The 16653-nt window shown below is 63.7% G+C and carries 17 protein-coding genes; 8 read left to right on the top strand and 9 right to left on the bottom strand.

The window, feature by feature from the left end:
• Nucleotides 1–40 precede the first annotated feature (40 nt).
• Nucleotides 41–436 carry an acyl-CoA thioesterase gene (locus tag FJ951_RS19625; protein ID WP_091579483.1) on the top strand — a complete coding sequence of 132 codons (396 nt, stop codon included), beginning with the start codon at nucleotides 41–43 and terminating at the stop codon, nucleotides 434–436.
• Nucleotides 437–530: 94 nt separating this feature from the next.
• On the opposite strand, the gene FJ951_RS19620 is transcribed toward FJ951_RS19625, so the two are convergent.
• Entirely contained in the window at nucleotides 531–899 is a 369-nt protein-coding gene (locus FJ951_RS19620; protein WP_181165214.1) for a helix-turn-helix domain-containing protein, read from the bottom strand.
• Nucleotides 900–1003: 104 nt separating this feature from the next.
• Between FJ951_RS19620 and FJ951_RS19615 the strand changes: the two genes are divergently transcribed.
• A complete protein-coding gene (locus FJ951_RS19615) occupies nucleotides 1004–1609 on the top strand; it encodes an NADPH-dependent FMN reductase (RefSeq protein WP_140495977.1) in 606 nt (201 codons plus the stop codon).
• A gap of 53 nt (nucleotides 1610–1662) precedes the next feature.
• On the opposite strand, the gene FJ951_RS19610 is transcribed toward FJ951_RS19615, so the two are convergent.
• Nucleotides 1663–2064 carry a helix-turn-helix domain-containing protein gene (locus tag FJ951_RS19610; RefSeq protein WP_140516836.1) on the bottom strand — a complete coding sequence of 134 codons (402 nt, stop codon included), beginning with the start codon at nucleotides 2062–2064 and terminating at the stop codon, nucleotides 1663–1665.
• Nucleotides 2065–2161: 97 nt separating this feature from the next.
• Here FJ951_RS19610 and FJ951_RS19605 point away from each other — a divergent pair, with 97 nt between their 5' ends.
• Complete coding sequence (locus tag FJ951_RS19605) at nucleotides 2162–3139, top strand: zinc-binding dehydrogenase (RefSeq protein WP_140516834.1); 978 nt, start codon at nucleotides 2162–2164, stop codon at nucleotides 3137–3139.
• 61 nt (nucleotides 3140–3200) lie between these two features.
• Here the strand turns inward: FJ951_RS19605 and FJ951_RS19600 are convergent, their stop codons facing one another.
• Nucleotides 3201–3722, bottom strand: coding sequence for a hypothetical protein (locus FJ951_RS19600; protein ID WP_181167232.1), 522 nt, complete (start codon nucleotides 3720–3722; stop codon nucleotides 3201–3203).
• A gap of 155 nt (nucleotides 3723–3877) precedes the next feature.
• A complete protein-coding gene (locus FJ951_RS19595) occupies nucleotides 3878–4270 on the bottom strand; it encodes a gamma-glutamylcyclotransferase family protein (RefSeq protein ID WP_246671754.1) in 393 nt (130 codons plus the stop codon).
• 295 nt (nucleotides 4271–4565) lie between these two features.
• Here FJ951_RS19595 and FJ951_RS19590 point away from each other — a divergent pair, with 295 nt between their 5' ends.
• From FJ951_RS19590 to FJ951_RS19575, 4 genes are all read left to right on the top strand, one after another.
• Complete coding sequence (locus FJ951_RS19590; protein WP_140516990.1) at nucleotides 4566–5444, top strand: DMT family transporter; 879 nt, start codon at nucleotides 4566–4568, stop codon at nucleotides 5442–5444.
• A gap of 406 nt (nucleotides 5445–5850) precedes the next feature.
• Nucleotides 5851–7275: a family 16 glycosylhydrolase gene (locus tag FJ951_RS19585; protein WP_140516832.1), complete on the top strand. Its 1425-nt coding sequence runs from the start codon at nucleotides 5851–5853 to the stop codon at nucleotides 7273–7275.
• A gap of 45 nt (nucleotides 7276–7320) precedes the next feature.
• On the top strand, nucleotides 7321–9063 hold the full coding sequence (locus tag FJ951_RS19580) for a type I secretion system permease/ATPase (protein WP_140495973.1): 1743 nt from the start codon (nucleotides 7321–7323) through the stop codon (nucleotides 9061–9063).
• Between the two features lie 3 nt (nucleotides 9064–9066).
• Entirely contained in the window at nucleotides 9067–10383 is a 1317-nt protein-coding gene (locus FJ951_RS19575) for an HlyD family type I secretion periplasmic adaptor subunit (RefSeq protein WP_140516830.1), read from the top strand.
• A 50-nt stretch (nucleotides 10384–10433) separates the two neighbouring features.
• On the opposite strand, the gene FJ951_RS19570 is transcribed toward FJ951_RS19575, so the two are convergent.
• Both FJ951_RS19570 and FJ951_RS19565 read right to left on the bottom strand, forming a co-directional pair.
• The gene (locus tag FJ951_RS19570) at nucleotides 10434–11744 is read right to left on the bottom strand and encodes a hemolysin family protein (protein WP_140516828.1); all 1311 of its coding nucleotides are present in this window, start codon (nucleotides 11742–11744) and stop codon (nucleotides 10434–10436) included.
• An 81-nt stretch (nucleotides 11745–11825) separates the two neighbouring features.
• The gene (locus tag FJ951_RS19565) at nucleotides 11826–12740 is read right to left on the bottom strand and encodes a LysR family transcriptional regulator (RefSeq protein ID WP_140516826.1); all 915 of its coding nucleotides are present in this window, start codon (nucleotides 12738–12740) and stop codon (nucleotides 11826–11828) included.
• Between the two features lie 124 nt (nucleotides 12741–12864).
• Between FJ951_RS19565 and FJ951_RS19560 the strand changes: the two genes are divergently transcribed.
• The gene (locus FJ951_RS19560; protein WP_140516824.1) at nucleotides 12865–13887 is read left to right on the top strand and encodes an NAD(P)-dependent alcohol dehydrogenase; all 1023 of its coding nucleotides are present in this window, start codon (nucleotides 12865–12867) and stop codon (nucleotides 13885–13887) included.
• Nucleotides 13888–13896: 9 nt separating this feature from the next.
• Here the strand turns inward: FJ951_RS19560 and FJ951_RS19555 are convergent, their stop codons facing one another.
• The 3 genes from FJ951_RS19555 to FJ951_RS19545 all read right to left on the bottom strand — a co-directional run bounded on the left by FJ951_RS19555 (nucleotide 13897) and on the right by FJ951_RS19545 (nucleotide 16571).
• The gene (locus FJ951_RS19555; RefSeq protein WP_140516822.1) at nucleotides 13897–14604 is read right to left on the bottom strand and encodes an LssY C-terminal domain-containing protein; all 708 of its coding nucleotides are present in this window, start codon (nucleotides 14602–14604) and stop codon (nucleotides 13897–13899) included.
• A gap of 61 nt (nucleotides 14605–14665) precedes the next feature.
• Nucleotides 14666–15481 carry an extensin family protein gene (locus FJ951_RS19550; protein WP_140495967.1) on the bottom strand — a complete coding sequence of 272 codons (816 nt, stop codon included), beginning with the start codon at nucleotides 15479–15481 and terminating at the stop codon, nucleotides 14666–14668.
• A gap of 109 nt (nucleotides 15482–15590) precedes the next feature.
• Nucleotides 15591–16571 (bottom strand): extensin family protein, encoded by a 981-nt coding sequence (locus tag FJ951_RS19545; protein ID WP_224646967.1) that lies wholly within the window; start codon nucleotides 16569–16571, stop codon nucleotides 15591–15593.
• Nucleotides 16572–16653 lie beyond the last annotated feature (82 nt).

The raw sequence follows: 16653 nt of genomic DNA, 5'->3' as shown, positions 1-16653 counted from the left end.
GATACGGGATCAGGGCAGTCAATCTCTGGGGATAACTCGCATGGTGCATTACGCGGACGGGCGGCCGATCGGCGATCTGACGCTGCGCACGCTGGCCATGCCTTCGGACGCCAATGCCGCCGGCGACATTTTCGGCGGCTGGGTGATGGCGCAGATGGACCTGGCCTGCGGCATCCGCGCCGCCGAGCGCGCCAAGGGCCGCGTGGTGACAGCGGCGGTCAAGGAGATGTCCTTCGCCAAGCCGATGAAGATCGGCGACACGCTGTGCATCTACACCCATGTCGAGCGCGTCGGCCGCACCTCGATGACGCTCAAGGTCGAGGCCTGGGCGCAGCGCTATCTCTCCGACCTGATGGAAAAGGTCACGCACGCCGATTTCGTCATGGTGGCGCTGGACGGCGAGGGCAAGCCGAAGGCCGTTCCGGCCGAAAGCTAAAGCCTGGGACCGCTGTGAAACTGTCTTTCAGCCCTGCGGCGGCGGTGCGGACACGAAGACAATCAGTCAATGATTGCTGAACGACTGTAGAATTTCAGCCATGCAGGCCATCGAATTTCGCACGCGCGGCCCGCACGCGCGTGGTGTTCCTGCGCGCCCATTCGCCGAGCGCGCTGACGGGGACCAGCAGTTCATGGCCGAGTTCGGTCAGCTCGTAGTCGACGCGCGGCGGAATGGTCGGGAACACGGTGCGGGTGACGAAACCGTCGCGTTCCAGCCCTCGCAAGGTGGTGGTCAGCATCTTCTGCGAGATGCCGCCGACAGCCGCGCGCAGCTCATTGAAGCGCAGCGGTCCGTCGCCGAGCTTGCCGACGACGAGCACGGTCCACTTGTCGCCGACGCGCTGCAGGATTTCCGAAACGGCACGGCAGTCTTCGGTGTTGTGCGGGTTCCTCAGTAACAAAAAGGTGCCTCCTTGCGCATGAAGTTGACAGGAACTCATATAGCCCCGGTATCCAAATGATACCAGTCTTACCTGCCCAGGAATTGCTTACCAGGAGAGCCCCTATGTCCAAACCCAAGATCGCCATCATCGTCGGTTCGACACGCGCCGCGCGCTTCGCCGACGTGCCCACCCAATGGATCGCCAAGATCGCCAAATCGCATGCCGATATCGAGGTCGATGTCGTTGACCTGCGCGATTTCCCGATGCCCTTCTTCGACGAGGTCGCATCCTCCGCCTGGGTGCCATCGACCAACGAGGTGGCGCAGCGCTGGCAGAAGAAGGTCGCCGAATATGACGGCTTCATCTTCACCGCCGCCGAGTACAATCACGGCCCGACGGCCGTGCTGAAGAACGCCATCGACTACGCCGCCAATGAATGGAACAAGAAGCCGGCCGGCTTCGTCGGCTATGGCAGCGTCGGCGGTGCCCGCGCTGTCGAGCAGCTGCGCCTCCACGCGGTCGAATTGCAGATGGCGCCGGTCAAGTCGGCCGTCCATATCGCCTGGGGCGATTTCCTCGCGGTGCGCCAGGGCGAGAAGAAGCTCGAGGAGATCGAGCACCTGAACCAGGCCGCGACCGCGCTCGTCAACGACGTCGCCTGGTGGGCCAAGGCGCTCAAGACCGCGCGCCAGGCCGACGCCATAGACGAGGAAATCAAGGCGGCCTGACCGCCTCGAAATCATCCTCCCAAGAATGTGGGGCGGCGCTTGCGCCGCCCTTTTCAATTGCGAAAGGCTGCTTGCTCGTCCCGCCCTGGTCGTGGCCGGATGACGCAGTCGGCAAGACGATGCTTTTCGTTCAGTTCGTCGGCGTGGTGCTGGCCCCATTGGCACAGCGCCAGCAGGATGGGCTCGAGGCTGAGGCCGAGCGGGGTGGCCGAATATTCTACCCGCACGGGCACTTCGGCGAAGATTTCGCGGCTGACGAGACCGTGCTCCTCCATTTCGCGGAGCTGCTGGATCAGCACTTTCTGGGTGATGCCCGGCATCAGCGCCTTGAGTGCGGTCAGCCGCCTTGGGCCGTCGAAGAGATGGTAGAGGATGACCGCCTTCCAGCGCCCTGCGATCACTTTCAGGGCACGCTCCGCCGGCAGCAACGGCAGTCTCTTGGTTATTCCGGCCATGGTCACTACCTGGTCAGCAGGGGACAAATGAGTGTGTAGTCGAGGCCCCGCAGATAGTGGCAAACCGCGGCCGATGCCATAGCGATCGGAGTTTGCCATGAAAGCCGTACAATTCAGCCGTTTCGGCGGCCCCCAGGTGCTGGAGATTGTCGACCTGCCGACACCGGAGCCGCAGGCCGGCGAGGTGCTGATCCGCGTTCATGCCGCCGGCATCAACTTCTTCGAGGTGCTGATGCGCGCGGATCGTTATGCGGTCACGCCGCAATTGCCGATGGTTCCCGGCGTCGAGGCGGCGGGGGTCGTGGAGGCCGTCGGGCAAGGGGCGGACGATACGCTGATCGGGACCCGGATCGCGGCGCCTTTGTTTGCCTCGACACGCCCCTTTGGCGGCTATGCCGAGTATGTGACGATCGACGCAGGCTTGGCAGTGCCCCTGCCGGATCCGCTTTCGTCCGAGGAGGCGACGGCGTTGATGGTGCAGGGGCTGACCGCCTTTCATCTGTTGCGGCAAAGTCCGCCGGCGAACAGGACGGTTTTGGTTCCCGCCGCCGCGGGCGGGGTCGGTTCGTTGCTCGTCCAGTTGGCGAAGCGCCAAGGCGCGCGCCGGGTCATTGGGCTCGCCGGCGGCAAGGCCAAGCTCGACGTCGCCATGTCGCACGGTGCCGACATCGCCATCGATCGTCATTCCGGAGACTGGGTGGCCGAAACCAGAGACGCCGCGCAGGGTGGTCTCGATACGATCTATGACACCGTCGGCGGAACGATGACCGGGGACTTCCTCGATATGCTGGCGCCCGGTGGCGAGCTCGTGTTTGCAGCACTTGGCCGCTATGCGCTTGGCGTTGCCCGGCTTGAGGCGATGATCGGCAGGAATCAGTCGTTGAAGGGCTTCGCGCTGCTCCCGCTGCTGTCCCCTGGAGTGCTGAGAGCGAGCCTTTCGGAGCTTTTCGATCTGGCTGCCAGCGGCGACATTGTCGTCACGACTGGCGGGCGCTTTCCGCTCGACCAAGCCGGCGAGGCGCATCGCCTGCTCGAAGAGCACCGCTCGATCGGCAAGGTCGTGCTGATGCCTTAGTGTCGGGCTGCCGGGCAATCCGCTGGGGATGGAAATAGCCTTCGGCCCAAAATCGTGCGTGTCAAACGCCCGCGATCGCGAACAGCCAGGCGAGGATATCGAACAACAAAAGAACCAGCGCGATCTGCAATGCTACCCGAAGCCGCTGGATGATGCGCCAGTTGCTGGCCATGTCGGCCTTGATGCGAAGGGCAAGCGCGCGCTGCATGGCCGATATCTTCAGCGGCCTGTCGCCATCGACATATTGATGGAGCAGCTCTTCCGGATCGAAGCGGAACGTGTATTTGTGATAGGGCCAAAGCAGGAAGACGATTAGTCCGCCGATGCCGAACAGCAGGGCGACTGCGATCCAATCCCAGAGCCCGAGCCCGTCGGAAAGCGCCCTTGCGCCAAGCAACGAGTTTACAAACGCGGTGGCGAAGATGAGGCTGCCCGCGCGCGTGTTCATGTTCTCGACGAGATTCTGCTGATGATTGAGGCCTCGCACCGCCTCCTGATAGATAAATGCCAGGCGAGGATCGTCGTCGGCAGGATCGCTTGCGACTGCCGTGTTGCTGTCTCCGGCGCCGGTACGTTCAGTCATGAGAATGCTCTATGCCGCATCGGTGATGCGTCACCTTAGCTCAAAATCCCTTGGCGCTAAAACGTGCCGGAGCATCAGTGGCGAGGTGAAACCACTTGGCGTCGCAGAAAAGCCGAACCAGGCGGCAAACGCCATGCACGTTTCCTGGAGTTGTTCTAGCCACCCCATGAAAGCGCGAAGCGCCGATCATTGTAGTCCTTGAGATATCGGGAGTGGATCGGCGCGGCGAGATGCCGGGATTTCATGTAGACATATGCCGAGACAGGCGGCCCGCCATCGACAGGCTCTGCTTCGATCAGCACGCGCAAATTTCCGGGCGTGCCAACGGATTCGATCCTGTCGAGGTTTGCCAAGGCGCGATCGTCCACGGCGTAGAGTTCGCCGCCGACCTGGAAGCCGACGCCTGGTTCATTGAACATCATCGGAGCGAAGCGAGGTCCAGCGATCAGCATCGGGAAGCGCTCTCGCGTCCTGTAGGCGCCCAGAAATGCGGCTTCGGACAAACCCTCGCCGTGAAGGGGAAAGCCTTTCTTCAAGGTACCAAACACGAAGAGTTTCCGCATCATGCGCGGGGAACGCCGGCCAAGCTTGGGAGTTCATCTGTTTTCATCGGCGTTCGGGGCAGCGGAAGTGAGCAAGACAGCGGATTCAGCATCGTATCCGGGCTGAGGCGTGGAGCTGTGAAGGTTGCTTTCGCGCGATGCCGGACCGATACGGGTTGGCCCTCCATATGGGCGGAGCTGCCATCTGGCTCGGCCGTTCTGCCCTGATATATCCGGCCGCGATCCATCACATGAGCAAAGCCCCGTGAAGTCATCCAGCCTGGCAGGCGTCGTTTCCCCCATGATCCCGGTGCTGGTGTGCGCGCTCGGCATCTTCCTTCTGTCGGGGATGGATGCGGCGATGAAGGTTCTGGTCATTGCCGTGGGCGTCTACAACACGGTGCTATGGCGCAGCATGCTGGCGACCGTGGTCGCGGGCGCCGGCTGGTCGGCAGGGTCGCGTTCATTTCCCGCCCTTTCCGTGTTGAGGCTGCATGCGCTGCGTGCCGTTGTTGTCGGCATTGTCTTGCTGTCGTTCTTCTGGGGGCTTGCCAGGCTGCCGCTGGCGGAGGCGATCGGCCTCAGTTTCGTGGCGCCGCTGTTTGCGCTCCTGCTGGCCGCGCTGTTGTTGGGCGAACGGATACAACGGCAGGCGATCTGGGCATCGCTGGCCGGCATTGCCGGTGTCGCAATCATAATAGCCGGGCAGTTCGGGCATGCGACCTATGCCGAGGATGCCCTGCTCGGCACGGCCGCCGTGCTGGTATCGACGGTGTTCTACGCCTACAATCTGATCCTTGCGCGGCAACAGGCGCTGCTGGCCAAGCCGATCGAAATCATGCTGTTCCAAAACCTTTGCGTTGCCGTCATCCTCGGTCTCGCGGCACCCTGGCTTGCCATTGCGCTGCCAAGCGAGCTCTGGCTTCCTCTCGCAGGGGTGACGGCGCTTTCGCTCGCCGGCCAATTCCTGATGAGCTGGGCCTACGCGCGCGCCGAAGCGCAATATCTGATCCCGACCGAATACTCCGCCTTCATCTGGGCGATTGCGCTTGGGTGGTTCTTCTTCGACGAGGCGGTGACCTGGACCACGCTGGCGGGAGCGGGCCTCATCGTGGCCAGTTGCCTGATCGCCTCGCGCTCGAACCCGAAGCTTTCCGAACCGATCGAAGCCGCGGTTTGACGGTGTTCCCCTGCGACAAATAGCAGGCACTGCGCCGCCGGCCCGAGGCCTGTTCCCTCGCTCGATGCGCCAGCCCTCGAATTCTCCCATCGCTCCAGAGCGGCAATGTTACGGCCCGCCAGAAAGCCGGAATCGCTTTTTTGTGACCTACGCCAGGCGTGGCAGCAAGTATATCGCCGTTTTCTCGGTATAAGCGAAAATTTTATTAAAAGTTTTACTGACTTCATTACGATTTATAGACCATTTCTTGGCCTCTAGTGCTTTCGTTTCGAAAAATGTCACCCAACAGTCGATGTAATGCTGAACTGTGTGGCAAGCTCCTGGAACGACATCGTGCATGGCAACGTTGCTCCGTAAGCGGTTGCCGTTCGAATGACCTGAACAGGCGCGAGGAAAGGATTTCCTGATGAGCACCGTCGTGAACGCCAAAGGCATCCCTCTCCCCTACACGGGCACGTCCACCCATTGGTTCTCGGCGACCGGATCCGGGCCGGAATTGCACGGCACCTCCGGCAACGACTCCTTCTGGGGGGACGCCAGCGTCAACGTCACCATCTATGGCGGCGCGGGCGACGACTACTATCACCTCTATTCCACCAACAACAAGGTGGTGGAGGATCCCGGGGCTGGCATCGACACGATCGACACATGGATGAGCTACAAGCTCCCCGACAATTTCGAGAATCTCGTCGTCACCGGCAACAATCGCTATGCGTTCGGAAATGCGTTGGACAACATCATCAAGGGTGGCTCGGGCCATCAGACGCTGGATGGCGGCCAGGGCAACGACGTGCTGATCGGCGGCAGCGGCGCCGACACTTTCATCATCACCAAGGGCAATGGAAGCGACCTGATCACCGATTTCGGCGCGGACGACACGGTCCGCCTCAATGGCTACGACTTCATGTCTTTCGACGACGTCAAGGCACATATGACCCAGGCAGGATCGAACCTTCTGCTGAACCTCGGATCCGACGAGGTGCTGGTCTTCAACAACACGACGGTGGACAAGCTGGCGCCCAGCCAGTTCGAACTGCCGATCGACAAGTCCGGAATGACGCTGTCCTTTTCCGACGACTTCAACACGCTCAGCCTTTGGAACGGCCATGATGGCACCTGGAATTCCAACTTCTGGTGGGGAGCGCCGAACGGAAGCACGTTGAGCAGCAATGGGGAGCTGCAATGGTACGTCGACGCCAATTACGGCCCGACCAGCTCAGTCCACCCGTTCAGCGTGGAAAACGGGGTGCTCACCATCACTGCGGCGCAAGCGCCCGAAGACATCAAGCCACTGATCAACAATTACGAATACACCTCGGGCATCCTGACGACCCACGAAAGCTTCTCGCAGACCTACGGCTATTTCGAAATGCGGGCGGACCTGCCCGAAACGGCCGGAGCCTGGCCGGCCTTCTGGCTGCTGCCGGAAGACGGCTCGTGGCCGCCGGAACTGGACGTCCTGGAAGCGCGCGGGCAGGATCCGAACACGCTCATCATGACGGCGCACACGAACGAGACGGGACAGCACACCAAGGTCTCTTCCTCGGTGAATGTTTCGGACACCGACGGCTTCCATACCTATGGCCTGCTGTGGACACCGGATACGCTCGTCTGGACCTATGACGGCGTAAAGGTCGCCGAAGCCGCGACGCCGTCCGACATGCACACGCCCATGTACATGCTGGCCGATCTAGCCGTCGGCGGTTTTGCCGGCGCGCCTCCCGACCATCTCGCCACGCCGGCGGAGATGAAGATCGACTATATCCGCGCCTATACGCTGGATGACCTGCAGCACCACCCCCTGGACGTTGCGGGCGACCACTCGGTCTGAGCGCCGATGTCTCGGGACATGAGCCGCCAAGGGAGCGCGGGAACGATGGGACAGTCAGGTCTGCGGGCGGTCTTGTGGCGCGCCATCGCCGATGTCGGCGTTTTCTCGTTGCTGATCAACGTCCTGCTGCTGGTGATCCCGCTCTATCTGTTGCAGGTGTATGATCGGGTCCTGCCTTCCTCCAATGTCGAGACGCTTGTCTACCTGTCGGTCATCGCGGTTCTCGCGCTGGTCTTTCTGGGCTTTCTGGACGCGGTGCGCTCCATTTACACGCAGCGCGTCGCGGCCAGCATCGACAGCAAGCTCGGGGCGGAGACGTTCGCCGCTTCGCTTGGCGCCGACCACGCCTCCGCAGGCCTGTCGCCATTGCGTGATCTCGCCTCGGTATGCGCCTTCATCAGGTCGCGCGGCGTGGCGGTCCTGTTCGACCTGCCGTTTGCTCCGTTCTTCCTCGGACTGCTCTACCTAATCCATCCCGTCCTGTTCTGGCTCACCCTGGCTGGCGTGGCGATGCTGCTTGCACTGGTCCTGGCAACCCAGCTTGCCATCGGCAGGAACGACGCTTTGTTTTCACGACGTTCGGCGGTCGCCAGCCAGTCGGAGCAGGCCTTTGCCCGCGACGCCGAGACGCTGCGCGCCATGGGCATGGTCCAGAACGCCGCGCGGGCTTGGGGAAAGCACGTCGCCGAAGCGCTGATCGTTCACGACCGCGCGTCGACGGCTAATGCGATCTTCAGCGGAACGTCGCGGGCGGTGCGGATGATGCTGCAGCTGGCGATACTGGGCGTGGGTGCGTGGCTGGTCCTGCAAGGCAAGATGACGGCCGGGATGATATTCGCGTCTTCCCTGGTATCGTCGCGCGCGCTGCAGCCGCTCGACCAACTGATCGGCTCGTGGCGGCAGATCGTCGACGCCAGACGATCGTGGAAACGGCTGGAGGCAACCCTTTCGGCACGTCCGTCCGCGGTGCAAAAACTGGCCTTGCCTGATCCGTCAGGCGCGATTTCGGCGCAGGATCTGATCTACGTCGCGCCGAATACGCCCGGCGGTCCGCCCATCGTCAAGAGGCTGAATTTCCACATCGGGGCCGGCGAGGCGGTGGCGATCGTCGGCCCGAGCGGAGCCGGCAAATCGACGCTCGCCAGATTGCTTGTCGGTGCGCTCCAACCGGTCAGCGGCTCGGTCAGGATCGACGGTGCCGATCTCAGGACCTGGGACGAAAAGCAGCTTGGAAGGCATATCGGCTATCTCGCGCAGGAGGTGGAACTGTTCCCGGGATCGATCGCGGAGAACGTCGGCCGCTTCGACCCCGACGCGGATGACGCCTCGATCGTCGAGGCGGCAAAGCGTGCCCAGGCCCATGAACTGATTTTGACGCAGCGCGACGGCTACCAGACGATGATCGGTCTCTCTGACAGGGCGCTGTCGGGCGGCGAGCGCCAAAGGATCGGGCTGGCGCGCGCCCTGTACGGCAACCCCAGAATTCTCGTCCTGGACGAGCCCAACGCTCATCTCGACGGCGCCGGCGAAGCGGCGCTCGAAGCGGTGCTCTCGGATGCGCGGTCGGCGGGGATTACCTTGATCGTGATCACGCACCGCCCTTCGATCGCAGCGGCCTGCGACCGCGTGATGCTGCTGCGCGACGGCGCGATCGAAGCCTTCGGCCCGAGCAGCGATTTGCTGCGGCAGCCGCTCGCCGGCAATTCTTCCCGGCAGAATACAGTGGTGACGGGGTCGTTCGCCACGACCCTCCGCAGCGCCCCGCAAAAAACCCGCTTTGGATCGTAGATGATGGCAGTGCACAGCCTCGCCGGGGAACGCAATCCACGCACCGACACAGGGCGCGTGGCATTCGGCGGCTATGCGGCGATAGCGATATTTGCAGGTTGCTTCGGCTATTGGGCGGCCTATGCCCCCTTGTCCGGCGCGGTGATCACGCAAGGCACGATCTCGGCGATGGGCGGGAACATCCTCATCCAGCACCCCGAGGGCGGCATCGTCCAAGAGTTGCTGGTCCACGAAGGCGATCGCGTGCAGCAGGCGCAGGATCTGATAGTGCTGGATCCAACCGCCGCGCAGGCCGAGCTCAACCGGCTGACGAGGCAGTCGATCGCGCTCAGGGCAAGCGCGGCGCGGCTGGAGGCGGAGCGGGACGGGCTGGACAGGCTGGCGCCGATCACAACAGCGGCGCCGGCGCCGCTTCAGCACGATTTCGAAATGCTGGTTCGGGAACAGCAGAAGGAGTTCGACGCCAGGCTCGCCCGGTTCCGGTCGGAACGATCGATCCTCCAGCAGCGGGTCGTCATGCATCGGCAGTCCGTCGTGGGATTGGACGCCCAGAAACAAGCCATCCAGCAGCAGGTCGAGGTGGTGAAGAAGGAGCTCGGCATCAAGACCAGCCTTTTGGACAAAGGCCTGACCAACCGCACCGAATACTCCCAGCTTCTGCGCAGCGAAGCCGACCTCGTCGGCCAGGCGGGAGCGCTGGAGGCCAGTCTTGCATCGGCCAGCACCCAGATCGTCGAGGCGCAGGAGCAGACCGAGCGCTTGACCACGCAACGGGTGGAGGAGGCGCTGACGAAGCTGGACGAGGTTCGCTCCAACCTGGCCGACGTCGAGGAACAGATCAGGGCGGCCGCGGCGGTGCTGCGGCGCACGACAATCAAGGCGCCGGCAGCGGGCATCGTGGTGTCGTCGACCTACAATTCCAAGGGCAGCGTAATTGCCCCGGGCGAAAAGATCATGGAAATCCTGCCGACGGCATCGGGGTTGGTCGTGGACACGAAGCTGCGGCCGAAGGACATCGATCAGGTACGCGTCGGCCAGCCGGCGAAACTGCGATTGTCCGCCTTGAACGCGCGGCTCACGCCCGAGGTTCCAGCCACCGTGACACAGGTTTCCGCGGATCGGCTGATCGACGAGGCTACGCGTGAACCCTATTTCCGGGCGAAGCTGAAGATCGACGCCCTGCCATCCCGCGTGAAGCCCGAGCAGCTCTATCCCGGGACGCCGGTCGAGGCGTTCATCAGCACCGGCGACCGGACTTTCCTGGAATATCTCGCGCGGCCGATGCTCGATTCGTTCGCCCGCGCCTTCACGGAGCAGTAGGCGCGGACGGACGGCCAATGACCGCTTGACTCGAGGCAACGTTGGAAAAGTCAGCGCACCACTTCGCGGTGGCCGCTGGGCAGGCGCGTGGCGATCAGCTTGTCGATGCGGCGGCCGTCGAGATCGACCACCTCGAAACGCCAGCCTTGCGCGTCGACGCATTCGCCGGTCGCCGGCAGATGGTGCATGTGCGACAGCACATAGCCGGCGACGGTCTCGTAGTCGCGGTTTTCCGGCAAGTCGATGCCCAGCACCTCGGCCATCTCGTCGGCCTGCATATAGCCGGCAAGCAGCCATGAGCCGTCGTCACGCTTGACGGCATTCTCTTCCTCGCCGGCTTCGAGGTCCGAACGGAAGACGCCGGTGATGGCCTCCAGAATGTCGGCGGGTGTGACGATGCCTTCGAAATGGCCGTATTCGTCATGCACCAGCGCCATCGGCACGTCGGATTCCTTCAGCGTCTGCAGCACGTCGAGCGCGTCGGCCTGATCGTGCACGATGGGCGCGGTGCGCACGTGCCGACGCGGGTCGAGCGCGCGGCCGCCCAGCAATGCCGCGAGCACGTCGCGCGTCTGGACGACGCCGATCATGGCGTCGACGCCGCCGTCGCCGGCGGGCAGGCGCGAATGCTGCGTGTCCATCAGGAGCTTGCGGATGGTCGCATCGTCGGACTGGAGGTTGATCCAGTCGACCTCGGTGCGCGGCGTCATGACGGCGCGCACGGCGCGGTCGCCAAGCCGCATGACGCCGGCGATCATGCGGCGCTCGTCGGATTCGATGGTGCCGTGATGCTCGGCCTCGGCGACCAGCATCTTGATCTCCTCGTCGGTAACCTTCTCCTCGCTCTCGCCGCGCTGGCCGAGCAGCCAAAGCACGGCGCGGCCCGAAATATCGAGCAGGAAGACCAGCGGCGCCGAGACGGTGGCGAGGACGGTCATGGCCGGGGCGGCGCGCACGGCGACCCGCTCGGGGTCGCGCAGCGCGATCTGCTTGGGCACGAGCTCACCGATGATCAGCGAGGCATAGGTGATGATGGCCACGACGATGCCGACGCCGAGCGGATCGGCGATGTTTTCGCGGATGCCGTTCGAGGCCAGGAACTGCGCCAGCCTTTCGCCGAGCGTGGCGCCGGAAAAGGCGCCGGACAGCACGCCGACCAGGGTGATGCCGATCTGTACCGAGGACAGGAACTTGCCGGGGTTGGAGCCAAGCGCAAGCGCCCGGCCGGCGCCCTTAACCTCGCGATCGATCATTGCCTTGAGGCGGGCCGGCCGCGACGAGACGATGGCAAGCTCGGACATTGCCAGAAGGCCGTTCACGCAGATGAGGACGACCACGGTGGCGATTTCAACATATAGCATCAGGGGTCAATAGCATTGCCGTGCTGGATTGGAAAATAGTCAGCAGCCGTTTTCAGGAAGATGACAGCGCATGCGGCCCCGTCAGGCGGCATCCCAGGGCGGCGCCGAAAAATGCTCGACCAGCGCATCGACTACGACGCGGACCTTCGGCGTCACTGCTCGCGTCACCGGCCAAACGGCGTGGACGGCAATGTTTTCGACGAGGCGGTCCGACAGCACCATTTCGAGCGCACCGCTCCTGAGGCTGTCCGCCGCCAACCATGTCGGCAGGAAGGTGATGCCGCAGCCGGCAAGGGCGGCGTCGAGCATCGGCTCGCCATTGTCGAGGACCAGCCTTGCCCGCGGTGTGAACTTTCCGATTTGGCCGTCGGCGTGCCTTATGGTCCAGGGATGGGCGACGCCGTTACGGGTGTAGCCGATCAGCTTATGAGCGGCGAGCTCCTCGATCGTTCGCGGCCTGCCGTGCTCCTCGAGGTAGGCGGGGGCGGCCAATACGCACGAGCGTTGGACATAGAGCCGCCGCGCCGCGAGCGACAGGCTGTCGTCGAGCTCGCCCATGCGAACTGCCAGGTCGATGCCTTCTTCGATGAGATCGACGCGACGGTCGTTGAAGGAGATCTCCATCGCCAGATCGGGGAAGCGCTTGGAAATGTCGAACAAAACTGGGGCAACGCAGCGCTGGCCGAAGGCCGACGGCAAATCGACCCGAAGCCGGCCCGAGGGCACTTGCCGGTGCGCGGCAAGCAGCGACTGGGCGGCTTCGATTTCGGACAGCGCCCTGACGCAGGCTTCGTAATAGCTGAGGCCTTCGCTTGTCGGGCTCAGGCTGCGGGTGGTGCGATTGAGCAGACGCACGCCAAGCCGATGCTCCAGCTGTGCGATCGATTTGCCGACCGCCGATTTCGTCACGCGCAGCCGTTCTCCCGCACTGGTGAAGCTGCCGGCTTCGATCGTTTGAACGAAGGCGACAATGCCCTGCAGATCGGCGGATTCCATGGCTGTGCCCCTATTGTAGAATAATGATCTTCAATTCGTTTCCAATTATGCCACATAGAAGCACTTTTTTCCATAGTGGAATGACGTAAAGATCTCGCCAGCAACTCAATCCGGAGCAGACGAGATGAACAGGGACATCAACAGATCCTGGCAAATGACCGGTTTTGGCCTGTCCAAGCTGCAACCGGCGCAGGGAAAGGTACCCGCACCCGGGCCTCGTGAGCTGCTGGTGCGGATCAAGGCCATATCGCTGAATTACAAGGATCGAATGGTCCTAGACGGGGTGCTGATCCCGGACCTCGTCTTTCCCTTCGTGCCGACATCGGATGCGGTGGGCGAGGTCGTGGCGGTCGGCGGCGGCGTCAGCCGCTTCCAGGCCGGGCAACGCGTGCTGGGCCAAGTGATCGCCGACTGGCCTGACGGCGATGCGCCGCCGGTGCTTCACCAGCACACGTTGGGATTGTCACTGCCCGGCACCTTGTCCGAGTACGTGCTGCTTCACGAGGATGCCATCGTGCCGGCGCCGCCTTCGCTCAGCGACGCCGAGGCCTCGACGCTGCCGATCGCGGCGCTGACGGCGTGGTTTGCCTTGGCGGAGGCGACGAAGCCGGTGCCCGGCCAGACCATTCTTATCCAGGGTACCGGCGGCGTGTCGCTGTTTGCACTGCAATTCGCGGCCGCTTTCGGCCTGCGCGCCATCGTCACCTCGAGCAGCGACGACAAGCTCGAACGGGCCAGGAAACTCGGCGCCTGGCAAGTGATCAACTACCGCACCCAGCCGGCATGGGACGAAGCCGCGCGTGACCTGACGGGTGGAACCGGCGTCAACCATATCCTGGAGATGGTCGGCGGCGACAATGCGCGGCGATCGCTCGATGCCCTGGCCGCCGACGGCCGCCTGTCGGTCATCGGCCTGCTGGGCTCGATGGAACTCAGCTTTCCGATCGTGCCGTTCCTGCGCAATCGCATCGTCGTGCAAGGGATATCGATCGGTCATCGCCGCGCCTTCGAGCGGATGAACCAGGCGATCGAGGTGCTCGGTATCCGGCCGGTGGTCGACAAGGTCTTCGGCTTCGAGGAGGTGGAGCAGGCCTTCCAGCATCTGGAGAAGGGACCGTTCGGCAAGGTCGTGGTCGCCACGAGCTGACTTCAGGCATCACGGCAGTTGCTTCAGCACGCCGAGCACGGCCTTGCCGTCGGTGAAATAGGGGTCGCCGCCGCCATTGCGCCCGTGCGTGGTGGCGCCGATGCCTTCCAGGTCGCTGGTTGAGATCAGCATTCCGGCGGCGGTCAAATCCTGCATAAGAAAGTCGCGTTCGGCGTCGATGTCGGGGCCGATATGATGGGTGATGGCGCCGGTGTCGTGGCTCAGGCCCACGCCACGGTCGAAACTGGCCGAGCCCAGCCACAGCGGACGGCCATCGTCGCCGGTGGCATCAGTCTGCCAGAAGCGCACATGGTGACGGCGGTCGGCGCTGCCACCTACCGGCTTCTCGAAGGCAAGATCCTGGGCGCGACCTTCGAACAGCAGCCGGCTCACCGGCGCGTCCGGATAGGGGCGCGAAAACAAGACGCTTTCGCCGATGTCGATCGCTGTCCTCAATGTGATGGCGTCGGCCGTGTCCCAGCCAGCGACGGCGAAGGCATGGACAACCTCCTTTTGCGTGCCGATCAGGCCGACATTGATCGGGTCGCCCGGAATGCCTTGCGGGGTGTGCGTCACCATCTCGAAGCTTTGGCTGCGAAAGCCGCGATCGCGAAACGTCCAGAATTCCGGCGCGGCGACATAGGCCAGCACCAGATAGGTCGCCAGGAGCAACACCAGCCAGGTCGCAGCGCGTCGTCGGAAGCTTCTTTGGCTCATCGATGCCGCTCGAGTTCTACGACGTCACTGTAGGCGGCGAAGCCGCCGCCAGGCAAAGGGATCAGCGGCAGGCGCGATAGCCGCTCTTGCGGTTCTTGATGTCGAAGTGGAAATGGTTGCGGTGGTCGTAGTTGTAGCCGGGGCCGAGCACGGTGGTGAAATACTGGCAGCCGTCGGCGCGCACATTGTTGAGGAAGCCGCGGGTGCGGAAGGCGAACAGGCCGGGCTTGCGCACGTCGATGTCGTCGCCATTGTTGAGTTCGATGCTCATCACGTCGAGCGCGTTGCCCTTGCCGTGTTCCGACAGCACGCCTTCGCCGGCGATGTTGCGGCAGGAATAGCTGGAACCCTGGTGGATGGTCCTGACGCCGGAGAAGTAGCGCCAGCGGGCGGAAGGAACGAGCTCGTTCTTCGTCCACGCGGCGAAGCTGGCGGCCATGTCGCAGGTCAGCGTCGCGGCGGGCTTCATCTCGACGCTGCCGATGGCCGAAACCTTCACCGGATAGTCGATGCCGCACTGGCCTTCATGGATCGGCGCCAGGTCGGTGAAGGTGACGCCGAGGCGCCTCAGCTGCTGACGGCAGTCGGTCTCGCTGGCCGGCATCTGCTCGACCGGCGACATCGGCTCGTCCATGCGTGGATAGGCGGCCTGCGTCATGTAGGGATTGGAAGGAACCAGCCGCTGCATGCCTGAATATTGCGGCACGGCCGCGGTCTGCGCGCCGACATCGACGGCTGGCTCCAGTGCCAGCACGTTACCGGTGTTGCAGGCCGACACCGCGGCCAGCGCAAGCAGGGCGGCCAGCCCGCCGGCAGCGGCACGCGCGCGTTTCGATTGCCGCGCAAGCGCCAGCGCGGCACGAAATATCCCGTCCATCGGCAGTCCCTTTCCCGATAGGCGGGATTTTAACGATCAACGGTAAAGGAAAAATCAGCGCCGGCGTTCATGCCTGCGGCCGAATTGCGGCATCGCTTCTGAGCCGGCCCTACTGGCAGAAGGTACCGCCGTGGCGGCGCGGCTCGAGGTCGAGGTGCAAATGCAGCGAATGATCGGCATCGCTGCCCGGGCCCAGCACGGTCTTGAACGGCCCGCAGGCGGCCTTGCGCACCGCGTCGAGGAATTTGGCGTCCTTGTCCGGTGGCGCCGGGCCGACCTCGATCGTCCTGCCGTCCGCAAGTGTGAAGCTGGCAATATCGAGCGCATTGCCGAAGGCATGTTCGGACAGTTTGCGCGTGCCGTTGCGTGGCCGGCACACAAAGGCCGATGCCTGGCCGATCGATTTCAGGTCGGTGCCGAATTCGGCTTTCGCCGCCGGCTGGATGACGTTGCCGGCAAAGCGTGCCGCCGCCTCGGCCATTGCGCAATTGAGCTCGGCGCCCGGGGCAATGGCGATCGACTTGCCAAGGCTCTTCAGCACCAGGGGATAGGGGATCGAACAGCCGATATCGCGATCGCTTTCAGCCTTGTGCTCCTCGAATTCGACACCGAGACCCCTCAGCCGCTCGCGGCAGGCGACTTCCTCGGCAGGCATTTTCGCGTCTGGCAGGTCAGCCGAACGCGGATCGGGAAGCATCTCCTTTTTGTCCGCGTCCGCCGGCTTTGGCGGCGGTGGCGGGGCGAGGGCCGGCGGCTCAACCTCCGGTTCCGCAGTCTCAGGCCTTTGTGTCGGCGTCGGCGCCACGGCTGGCGGCTCCGGTTCGCCTTTCGCATCGGCTGGCGGCTCGGGCCGGGCTTGTTGCTTCCGAGGGGATCCTTCCTCCTGAAACCGGTCGGATGTTGCGGCTGGATTTTGCGTGTTCGGTTCTGTCGCCTCTGGCGCGTCAGCGGGGCGCGGTTCAGGCACGGGGACATCCGCACGTACCGGCTTCGGATTTTGCGTCCTCTGCCGTGCCGGCTTCGGCTTGCGATGCCTTTCGCCGCGCGGTTTCAGCGGCCGGTCAACCCGCGGCGTCAGTGGCTGTTCCACCCGTGGTGAAAGCGGCTCGTGATGCCTGTGACGATGCCTGGCATCGGCCGGCGTCACCAGCAGTGCTGTCACGGCCATGACC

It is taken from the genome of Mesorhizobium sp. B2-2-3 (assembly GCF_006442405.1).
Classification (GTDB): Bacteria; Pseudomonadota; Alphaproteobacteria; order Rhizobiales; family Rhizobiaceae; genus Mesorhizobium.
Note: the sequence above shows the minus strand (reverse complement) of the source record. Positions and strands in the feature narration are given on the sequence as shown.